The following is a 9,509-nucleotide window of genomic DNA, read 5'->3' on the forward strand; positions in this document are numbered from 1 at the left end:
CCCACACCTTCATCGCGTTGCGCTGCACCAGCCGGTACGAATCCTCGCGGCTCACCCCCGCCTGCGTCAGCGCGAGCAGCACGCGCTGCGAGTGGACGAGCCCGCCCATACGGTCGAGGTTCTTCTGCATGCGCTCGGGGTAGACGAGCAATTTGTCGACCACGCCGGTCAATCGCGCGAGCGCGAAGTCGAGCGTGATCGTCGCGTCCGGCCCGATGTAGCGCTCGACCGACGAGTGCGAGATGTCGCGCTCGTGCCACAGCGCGACATTCTCCAGCGCGGGCGTGACGTAGCCGCGCACCATGCGCGCCAGCCCGGTCAGATTCTCGGTTAGCACCGGGTTGCGCTTGTGCGGCATCGCCGACGAGCCCTTCTGCCCGGGCGAGAAATATTCCTCCGCTTCCAGCACCTCGGTGCGTTGCAGGTGGCGCACCTCGACGGCGACGCGCTCGATCGAGCCCGCGATCACGCCTAGCGTCGCGAAGAACATCGCGTGGCGGTCGCGCGGGATCACCTGCGTCGACACGGGCTCGACGGTGAGGCCCATCTTCTCGGCGACGTGGCGCTCCACCGCGGGGTCGATGTTGGCGAAGGTCCCGACCGCGCCCGAGATCGCACAGGTCGCGATGTCGGCGCGCGCGGCGACCAGCCGCTCGCGGTTGCGGCGGAACTCGGCATAGGCTTCGGCGAGCTTCAGCCCGAACGTCACCGGCTCGGCGTGGATGCCGTGGCTGCGCCCGATCGTCGGCGTCAGCTTGTGCTCGCGCGCGCGCCGCTCCAGCACGACGAGCAACGCGTCGAGGTCGGCGAGCAATATGTCGGACGCGCGCGCCAGCTGCACCGACAAGGTCGTGTCGAGCACGTCGGACGAGGTCATGCCCTGGTGCATGAAGCGCGCTTCGTCGCCGACCTGCTCGGCCACCCAGGTCAGGAACGCGATCACGTCGTGCTTGGTCACCGCCTCGATCGCGTCGATCGCCGCGACATCGATCGCCGGATCGGTCGCCCACCAGCGCCACAGCGCCTCCGCCGCCGCCTTCGGCACCACGCCCAGCTCGGCCAGCGCGTCGGTCGCGTGCGCCTCGATCTCGAACCAGATGCGATAGCGCGCCTCGGGCGTCCACAGCGCGGCCATCTCGGGGCGGGAGTAACGAGGGATCACGGCGGCGGCTCCTTGGGTGTCGGGTTGCGTGTGCGGCAGGGAACGAACATCGAACGATGCGTCGCGGCAGTGGAACGGGTCGTCGTATCCCGGCGATGGTGCGGCGGGCATTAGCAAAGGCGCCAAACCCTAGCAATTCCGCGGAAACATGCTCCGGGGTCTGTCGCCAAGCAACAATGTTTCACTTCGGGTCGCCATTGCACGACCGAAAGTGTTTCCCTACCTCGGTTACAACAGACGGAAATGCTTCAAAGGAGACGATGATGCTCAAGTACGTTCTTCTCGCGTCGGCCATGACGATCGCCGCGCCGGCCACCGCGCAACAGGCCGCAACCGCGCCGCAGAGCGCGCCGGCAACTTCGACCAGCCAGCCCGACACTGCTCAGGCACCGGCCAATACTGGCGCGATGACGACCGCTCCGGCGACCGCTGCGCCCGCGACCACCGCGCAGGCCGCGCCGACGACGCCCGCTCCCGATCCCGCGACGGGCACGCCGGCCACGTCAGCGCAGACCGCGACGACCGAGCCCGCGGCGACCCAGCCGGCTACGCAGGGCACCAACGAGCCCGACCAGGTTGCCGCCATCCTCGACAGCGAATTCCCGAGCTACGACAAGGACAAGTCGGGCTCGCTCAGCAAGGCCGAGTTCGCCAGCTGGATGGACGCGCTGAAGGCGAAGGCCCATCCCAGCGCCAAGCCCGACGCCGCGTGGAACAACGCCGCGTTCAGGAAGGCCGACACCGACCGCTCGGCCGAGGTGAGCAAGACCGAGCTCGCCACCTTCCTCAGCAGCGGCGCGAAGCAGGCCGGCTGAGCCACACCCGTTCAGCCCAACCGCGACAGCCGCCGGAGCGATCCGGCGGCTGTTGTCGTGTCAGATCACGCCCTTCGCGCGCAGGCTCACCTGACCGTTGCGCCCGACGATGACATGGTCGTGCACCTGGATGCCCAGCGGTTTGCCCGCGTCGATGATCGCGCGGGTGATGCGGATGTCGGCCTGACTCGGCGACGGGTCGCCCGAGGGGTGGTTGTGCACCAGGATCAGCGCCGCCGATCCGATGTCGAGCGCGCGCTTGATCACCTCGCGCACGTGCACCGCCGCTTCGTCGATCGTGCCGCGCGACATCACCTCGTCGCGCACCAGCATGTTCTTGGTGTTCAGGTGCAGCACGCGGAACCGCTCCACCGCGTCGTGCGCCATGTCGGCGTGGAGGTAATCGGCTAGCGTCTGCCAGTTCGCCAGCACCGGCTGCTCGGCGACGCGCGCGCGCACCAGTCGGATCGCGGCGGCGTGCGCGATCTTCAGTGCGGCGATGCTCATATCGCCCAGTCCCTTGACCCGCCGCAGCTCCGCCGGATCGGCCCCCAGCGCCGCGCCGATCCCACCGAACTCGCGCAGCAGCGCCTTGGCGATCGGCTTGGTATCGCCGCGCCGGATCGCCAGCGCTAGCAGATACTCGATCAGCTCGTGATCCTGCAGCCCCTCGGCATCCTCGAGCAGTCGCGCGCGCAGCCGCTCGCGGTGACCCACGGCGTCGAGCAGCCGCTGATCCTCACGCGACGGCGGGTCGGACATGGCGGCGGAGGTCGCAGGGACGGACATGGCGCGAGGCTATGCCGCCCGCCGCGCATCCGCAACGGGCGTCGCTGATTGCGCTCCGCCGCACCGGCCTTATGCTTGGCCCCGGCATGAGCGGCGAGCGGCAGGAACAGGCGCGGGATGGGGTGGCGCCACCGCCCGCACGCAGCAGGCGCACGCGCGTGCTGGTCGCCGGATCGGTGCTGGTGGTGGCCGCCGCGGGCGGCGTATGGCTCAGCCGGGTGCCGATCGCCACGCGCGTGATCGACCGCGAACTCGCGCGCAAGGGAGTGTCCGCGCGCTACCGCGTCGCCGACCTCGGGCTCGGGCGGCAGCGATTGACCGACGTGGTGATCGGCGATCCCGCGCGCCCCGACCTCGTCGCCGACTGGATCGAGACGCAGACCGACGTTGGCCTCGACGGCGCGCGCCTGGTCGCGGTGCGCGCCGGACAGGTGCGCGTCCGCGCGCGGCTGGTCGACGGTCGCCTGTCGCTCGGCGCGCTCGATCGCCTGCTGCCCAAGGGGGAAGGCGGCGCCCTGTCGCTCCCCGCGCTCGACGTCACGCTCGCTGACGGGCGGATGCGGCTGGAAACGCCGTTCGGCGTCGTCGGCGTCGGCCTGAGCGGCAGCGGCCGCCTCGATGGCGGCTTCCGCGGCCGCTACGCACTCGCCGCCGACCAGCTCGCGCAGGCGGACTGCACCGCGCGAGGCCTGCGCGCGGCGGGGCAGGTGCACTCGGCCGGTCGCGTCGGCGAGGGCGTCTACCGGCTGCGGCTCGACGGACCGGTCCGCGCGGGCCGGCTCGACTGCCTCGGCGCCGTGGTCGAGCAGGCGAGGATCGACGCCGATGCAGCGGTGATGCTCGGCGCGCTGTCGCGCTCGACCGCGCAGGCGACGCTCGCGACCGGCCGCGCGCGCTACGCCGACGCGTCCGCCGCCGCGCTCGCCGGTACGGTCGCGCTCAGGCCCGGCGCGGCGGGCACGTTCGACCTGCCGCTCGATCTCGCCGCACTGCGACCACGCGGCGCGGGCGCGTCCGCCGCGCGCGTCGGCTTGCGCGGGCAGGCGCGGATCGCCCCCGCGGGCGTCGGCTACGCCGGTAGTGTGACGATGCGTGGCGGCGACCTCCGCGCGCTGCTGCCCGCGCTTCCGGGCGGCGACGGCACCCCGGTCGCGCCGCTGCTCGCGCGCGCCCAGGACGCCGCCCGCCGCGCCGCCCGCAACGTGTCGGCAGAGGCGCGGCTCGCCGTGTTGCGAACCCCCGGCGGCATCCGCGCCACGCTGGAGGACGCCGCGCTCACCAGCGCGAGCGGCGCCCGCGCGCGCTTCGACGCGGCCCCCGCACTGCGCTGGACCGCGGCGCGCGGGGTGAGCGGCGGCGGCGCCCTGCGCCTCGCGGGCGGCGGCCTTCCGGAGCTCGACGCGCGCTTCGCCCGCTCCGACACCGGCGCGCTGACCGGCACCGCGACGATGGCGCGCTACGCCGCCGGCGAGGCCGCGCTCGCGCTCGACCGCGTCCGCTTCGAGGCGCGCGGCGGCAGCGGCCGCGCGCTATCGCAGGTCGCGCTCTCCGGCCCGGTCGCGGGCGGGCGCGTCGACGGCCTCGTGCTGCCGCTCGACCTGCGCTGGTCGCCGGCGGGAGTGCTGGTAGACCCGGCGTGCACCCCCGTTCGCTTCGCCGCGCTGACCGTCTCGACGCTCCGGCTCGACCCCGCGCGACTGACGTTGTGTCCGGTCGACGGCGCGCTGCTCCGCGTCGCCGACGGCCGCGCGAGCGGCACCGTGCGGCTGCCCGCAACGCGGCTGTCGGGCACGATCGGCGGCACTCCGCTTCGCCTCGCCGCGGCGGGTGCCGACCTGTCGCTCGCACGCTCGGCGTTCGCGATCACAAGCCTGCGCACCACGATCGGTGCGCCTGAACGCGCGACCCGGATCGACGCGGAGCGGCTGACCGGCACGCTGCGTGACGGGGCGGTCGCCGGCCGCTTCGCCGGGCTCGCCGGACAGATCGCCAACGTGCCGCTGCTGCTCGGCGATGGCGCGGGCGACTGGCGCTTCGCGAACAATCGCCTCGCGCTGGCGGGCGCGCTCACCGTCCGCGACGCGGCGCCGGACGCGCGCTTTCAGCCGATGGCGGCGCGCGACGTCGCGCTGACCCTGGCGAACGGCGACATCGCCGCGACCGGCACCTTGTTCGAGCCGACCCGCGGCGTGAAGGTCGCCGACCTGCGCGTCGACCACCGCCTCGGCACCGGCGCGGGCCGCGCCGCGCTGACCGTGCCCGGCATCACCTTCGGCGACGGGTTCCAGCCCGAGCTGCTGACCCCGCTGACCTTCGGCGTCATCGCCGACGTGCGCGGGCGCGTGGAAGGGCGCGGCGACATCGCCTGGAACGCCGACGGCGTGACCAGCACCGGCACCTTCTCCACCAGCGACACCGCGCTCGCCGCCGCCTTCGGCCCAATCGAGGGTTTGTCGGGCACGATCCGCTTCACCGACCTGCTCAGCCTGGAGAGCGCACCGAACCAGGTCGCGACCGTGCGCTCGATCAACCCGGGCGTCCCCGTCACCGACGGGCGCATCACCTATCAGACGCTGCCCGGCACCCGGATCAAGGTCGACCGCGGCGTGTGGCCGTTCGCCGGCGGCACGCTGACGCTCGAGCCGACGTTGCTCGACTTCTCCGCCGCGCGCGAGCGGCGCATGACCTTTCGCGTCGCCGGCATGGACGCGGGCGCGTTCCTCCAGCAATTCGACTTCAAGAACCTGAACGCCACCGGCACGTTCGATGGCGTGCTGCCGATGATCTTCGACGAGGGCGGCGGGCGGATCGAGGGCGGGCGGCTGACCGCGCGCGCCGGCGGCGGCGGCATCGCCTATGTCGGCGACCTGACCGAGAAGAATCTCGGCTTCTGGGGCAATTACGCGTTCCAGATGCTGCGCTCGCTCAGCTATCGCAACCTCGACATCGGCATGAACGGGCCGCTCGCGGGCGAGATGATCACCGATGTGCGGTTCGCCGGGATCAAGCAGGGCGCGGGCGCCAAGTCGAACTTCCTGATCCGTCGGCTGACCAGACTGCCGATCCTGTTCAATATCCGCATTCGCGCGCCGTTCCGCGGCCTGATCGATTCGGCCGCCAGCTTCTACGATCCCGAGCGGCTGGTCGCGCGCAACCTCCAGCAGTTGATCGAGGAGCAGAACCGGCGCGCCGCGCCGAACGCGCCCTCCACGACCGCGCCGCTGGTGCCGCCCATTCAGCCTTCGGCAAGCGAGAACGTGCCATGACCACAACAGGAGCATCGAGGGTGAAGCGAATCGGCGGTATACGGTGGCTGGCGGGCGCGCCGCTCTTGATGAACGCCGCGTGCGTCAACATCTCGGCACCGACGAAACCGATCGAGATCAATCTCAACATCAACGTGACGCAGGAGGTGGTCTACCGCCTCGACAACGAAGCCAAGTCGCTGATCAAGCAGAACCCAGGGATATTCTGAGCCATGACACGCAAGACCATCACGATGCTCGCCGCCGCGGTGACGCTCGCGGCGCTGTCCGGCGCGGCGCAGGCGCAGCGCGATCCCGCCTACGCCGCCGCGCGCCTGGCGGGGCAGGTGGGTGAGCAGCCCGACGGCTATCTCGGCGTCGTCGGCGGCGGCGACGCGCAACTGCGCGCGCTGGTCAGCAACATCAACATTCAGCGCAAGGCCGCCTACACGCAGAAGGCGCAGGCGTCGGGCGCGACCGTTGAGCAGCTCTCCTTCACCAGCGGCTGCAACCTGATCGCGCAGACGCAGCCGGGCGAGAAGTACCGCACGCCGGCCGGCAGCTGGGAAACCCGCGGCGGCGGCGCCCCTACCCGCGATCCCCGCTGCGTGTGATCGTCCAGCGATGCTCGGCGCGATGTTGGGGCAGCCATACTGTCGCTGCATCGCCGCCGACGCGCTGATGGAGAAAACGTTCACGAGCCTCCACTTCCTCCACTTCGCGCCCAGCCGTAACGTCACCCGGCGTGCGAACCCCCCGCGCACCGCACCGCGCCGCGTCCACGATTGTCACAATGGTTGACACCCCCCGACCCCCCGGCTAACCGGACGGCGCCTTGGCGGGGTCGCTTGCCCACCGTGTGCTTAAACCTCCCCGGCATGAACTATGTGGAGAGGTGGCGCGTGGCGGATAACGGTCCCGGACAGGATTTCCACGACGCGGAGGACCCGCGGCTCGCCTCGCTGGACCAGCGACTGGAACGGGCCCGCAGGGACGAAGCGAAACGCACGGGGGTGGTGCGTGACGAGGGGGAGGCGGGCTACCAGCTCGGCAACCGCGTGCTCGCCGCCCTTATTGGAAGTCTCGTCGGCTCGGCGCTGATCGGCTGGCTCATCGACCGCTGGTTCGGCACCACGCCCTGGGCGCTGATCGTCGCGTTGTTCCTCGGGATCGGCGTCGCGTTCAGGCAGATCATTCGGTTAACGACCAAGCGCCCGGACCAGCCGGGCGCTTGACGTATGTGGGAAGCATAGGGGCAGACGTGGCAGAAGGCGGCAAGATCGATCCGATGCACCAGTTCCTGATCGAGCCCGTGCTCGGTCTGCGCTGGAACGTGGCCGGCTATGATCTGTCGTTCACCAATTCCGCTTTGTGGATGGTCATCACGCTCGTCACGTTGTGGCTGTTCATGCTCGGCGGCATGAAGCGCGAGCTGGTGCCCGGTCGCTGGCAGGCGGCGGTGGAGGGTTTCACCGGCTTCGTGCAGAACATGCTGACGTCGAACATCGGGCCGGAGGGCAAGCGTTTCGTCCCGTACGTCTTCTCGCTGTTCATGTTCATCCTGTTCGCGAACATCCTCGGGCTGATGCCGGTCGGCATCGTGCCGGGCTGGCACCCGTTCACCGTGACGAGCCACCTGACCGTCACCGGCGTGCTCGCGATCATCAGCTTCGCGATCGTGTTGATCGTCGGCTTCGGCCGCCACGGCTTCCACTTCTTCAGCCTGTTCGTGCCGCACGGTACGCCGGTCGTGATGATTCCGCTGATCTTCGTGGTCGAGCTGATGAGCTTCCTGGTGCGGCCTTTCTCGCTGGGTCTGCGACTGTTTGTCGCGATGACCGCGGGTCACATCCTGCTCAAGGTGCTGGCCGCGTTCGTCATCAACGGCATCAACCTCGGGCCGGGCTACGTCGCGATCGTGTCGCTGCCCAGCTTCGTGCTGATGCTCGGCATCACCCTGCTCGAACTGCTCGTCGCCGCGATCCAGGCGTACGTGTTCGCGCTTCTCACCAGCGTCTACCTGAACGACGCGGTCAACCTTCACTGAGACGGGTCGCCGTCTTCTTGAACCCACCTTTTCCACTAAGCTTTGATTTGAACGGGAGTTACTGAAATGGACGCAGAAGCCGCCAAGCTGCTCGGTGCTGGTTTCGCCGCGATCGGCATGGGCATCGCCGCCTTGGGCGTCGGCAACGTGTTCGCCGCCTTCCTCGAAGGCGCGCTGCGCAACCCGGGTGCCGCTGATGGCCAGCAGGGCCGTCTGTTCATCGGTTTCGCGGGTGCGGAGCTCCTCGGCCTGCTCGCCTTCGTGACGATGATCATCCTGGTGTTCGTCGCCTGATTACTCACACGCCGCGCAAGCCCTCGGGTGCGCGCGGCGGGTACGATTAACGGACCGCCATGCCTCAAATCAGTCAGATCGCCGCAACCTACGCGTCCCAGATCTTCTGGCTGCTCATCACCTTCGGCATCCTGTATTTCGGGATCGGCAAGATGATGGTGCCCAGGGTCACGGGCGTGATGGATCTGCGCGAGCGCCAGATCGCCGAAGACCTCGCCACCGCCGAGCGGACGCGGGCCGAGGCGACGACGACCGAGGCGGCGTGGCAGGCCGAGATGGACGCGGCGCGCGCCGCGGCGCAGGCCGAGGTGGTCGCCGCCAAGTCGCGCGCGGCGCAGTCGACCGAGGCGCAGATGCGCGACGTCGATGAGCAGTTGAACGAGCGCATCGCCCACCACGACATCGCGATCGGTAATGCCAAGGCCGCGGCGATGGTCAAGGTACAGGACCTTGCGGCCGAGACGGTGCAGGACCTCGTCGCCAAGGTGGCGGGCATGACCGTCTCGCCGGAGGTCGCGCACGCCGCGGTTCGCCAGGAGCTGCACAATGTCTAACGCCGTCAACGCCGACGCCGCGGTCGCGCAGAACCTCGCCGACCCGACCCACTCGCAGGGGCTCGGCACCGCCGACCTCCAGAACGGCAGCGGTCTCGTCGGCACCGTGTCGGAAGGGTCCGAGCATGTCGCGGCGCCCACCGCACTCGGCTTCAACGACACCGGCTGGGTTGGGCTCGCCGCGCTCGTCGTGCTGCTCGCCGCGCTGGTCTGGAAGGTGCCGGCGACGATCGGCGCGATGCTCGACAAGCGGATCGGCGAGATCCGTCATCAGCTCGACGAGGCCGCGCAGCTCCGCCGCGAGGCCGAGGCGCTGCGCGACGAATATGCCGCCCGCGCCCGCTCGGCCGAGGCTGACGCCGCGCAGATGCGCGAGCACGCGCACCACGAGGCCGCGCAGATCGTCTCCAAGGCGAAGGCCGACACCGAGGCGCTGATGGAGCGTCGCACGCGTATGGCGGAGGACAAGATCGCCGCGGCCGAGCGCGCCGCCCTCGACGAGGTCCGTGCCACCGTCGTCGCCGCCGCCACCGCCGCCGCCGGCCGCGTCATCGCCGAGCAGCACAACGCCGAGGCCGATCGCTCGCTCGTCAACAGCGCGAT

The 9,509-nt window shown here is 70.5% G+C and carries 11 protein-coding genes; 9 read left to right on the plus strand and 2 right to left on the minus strand.

All coding sequences use genetic code 11. The features are described from left to right. Positions 1 to 1,162: adenylosuccinate lyase (gene purB / locus ACFDS6_RS08510; RefSeq protein ID WP_375271717.1), on the minus strand; the 1,162-nt coding region annotated here is incomplete at its 3' end. Positions 1,163 to 1,425: 263 nt separating this feature from the next. Here purB and ACFDS6_RS08515 point away from each other — a divergent pair. Further along, on the plus strand, positions 1,426 to 1,977 hold the full coding sequence (locus tag ACFDS6_RS08515; RefSeq protein WP_375271718.1) for an EF-hand domain-containing protein: 552 nt from the start codon (positions 1,426 to 1,428) through the stop codon (positions 1,975 to 1,977). A 60-nt stretch (positions 1,978 to 2,037) separates the two neighbouring features. Here the strand turns inward: ACFDS6_RS08515 and radC are convergent, their stop codons facing one another. Beyond that, positions 2,038 to 2,739: a DNA repair protein RadC gene (gene radC / locus ACFDS6_RS08520; protein WP_375271728.1), complete on the minus strand. Its 702-nt coding sequence runs from the start codon at positions 2,737 to 2,739 to the stop codon at positions 2,038 to 2,040. A 38-nt stretch (positions 2,740 to 2,777) separates the two neighbouring features. Between radC and ACFDS6_RS08525 the strand changes: the two genes are divergently transcribed. The 8 genes from ACFDS6_RS08525 to ACFDS6_RS08560 all read left to right on the plus strand — a co-directional run. Next, positions 2,778 to 6,032, plus strand: a complete 3,255-nt coding sequence (locus ACFDS6_RS08525; RefSeq protein WP_375271719.1) for a YdbH domain-containing protein — start codon at positions 2,778 to 2,780, stop codon at positions 6,030 to 6,032. 20 nt (positions 6,033 to 6,052) lie between these two features. After that, positions 6,053 to 6,241, plus strand: a complete 189-nt coding sequence (locus ACFDS6_RS08530) for a YnbE family lipoprotein (RefSeq protein ID WP_375271720.1) — start codon at positions 6,053 to 6,055, stop codon at positions 6,239 to 6,241. A 3-nt stretch (positions 6,242 to 6,244) separates the two neighbouring features. Next, the gene (locus ACFDS6_RS08535) at positions 6,245 to 6,625 is read left to right on the plus strand and encodes a YdbL family protein (RefSeq protein ID WP_375271721.1); all 381 of its coding nucleotides are present in this window, start codon (positions 6,245 to 6,247) and stop codon (positions 6,623 to 6,625) included. Between the two features lie 264 nt (positions 6,626 to 6,889). Then, complete coding sequence (locus ACFDS6_RS08540) at positions 6,890 to 7,246, plus strand: AtpZ/AtpI family protein (protein WP_375271722.1); 357 nt, start codon at positions 6,890 to 6,892, stop codon at positions 7,244 to 7,246. A 53-nt stretch (positions 7,247 to 7,299) separates the two neighbouring features. After that, positions 7,300 to 8,058 (plus strand): F0F1 ATP synthase subunit A, encoded by a 759-nt coding sequence (locus tag ACFDS6_RS08545; RefSeq protein WP_375271729.1) that lies wholly within the window; start codon positions 7,300 to 7,302, stop codon positions 8,056 to 8,058. A gap of 66 nt (positions 8,059 to 8,124) precedes the next feature. Then, positions 8,125 to 8,352: a F0F1 ATP synthase subunit C gene (locus ACFDS6_RS08550; protein WP_174191841.1), complete on the plus strand. Its 228-nt coding sequence runs from the start codon at positions 8,125 to 8,127 to the stop codon at positions 8,350 to 8,352. A gap of 59 nt (positions 8,353 to 8,411) precedes the next feature. Continuing rightward, a complete protein-coding gene (locus ACFDS6_RS08555) occupies positions 8,412 to 8,906 on the plus strand; it encodes an ATPase (protein ID WP_375271724.1) in 495 nt (164 codons plus the stop codon). After that, positions 8,899 to 9,509: hypothetical protein (locus ACFDS6_RS08560; RefSeq protein ID WP_375271725.1), on the plus strand; the 611-nt coding region annotated here is incomplete at its 3' end. The genes ACFDS6_RS08555 and ACFDS6_RS08560, both read left to right, overlap by 8 nt.

The sequence above is a fragment of the Sphingomonas sp. genome, from assembly GCF_042095875.1.
GTDB lineage: Bacteria > Pseudomonadota > Alphaproteobacteria > Sphingomonadales > Sphingomonadaceae > Sphingomonas.

Coding starts and splice junctions, on each gene's coding strand:
- ACFDS6_RS08515 (WP_375271718.1), top strand. CDS start 1,426: ATGCTCAAGTACGTTCTTCTCGCGTCGGCCATGACGATCGCCGCGCCG.
- radC (WP_375271728.1), bottom strand. CDS start 2,739: ATGTCCGACCCGCCGTCGCGTGAGGATCAGCGGCTGCTCGACGCCGTG.
- ACFDS6_RS08525 (WP_375271719.1), top strand. CDS start 2,778: ATGCCGCCCGCCGCGCATCCGCAACGGGCGTCGCTGATTGCGCTCCGC.
- ACFDS6_RS08535 (WP_375271721.1), top strand. CDS start 6,245: ATGACACGCAAGACCATCACGATGCTCGCCGCCGCGGTGACGCTCGCG.
- ACFDS6_RS08540 (WP_375271722.1), top strand. CDS start 6,890: ATGAACTATGTGGAGAGGTGGCGCGTGGCGGATAACGGTCCCGGACAG.
- ACFDS6_RS08545 (WP_375271729.1), top strand. CDS start 7,300: ATGCACCAGTTCCTGATCGAGCCCGTGCTCGGTCTGCGCTGGAACGTG.
- ACFDS6_RS08550 (WP_174191841.1), top strand. CDS start 8,125: ATGGACGCAGAAGCCGCCAAGCTGCTCGGTGCTGGTTTCGCCGCGATC.
- ACFDS6_RS08555 (WP_375271724.1), top strand. CDS start 8,412: ATGCCTCAAATCAGTCAGATCGCCGCAACCTACGCGTCCCAGATCTTC.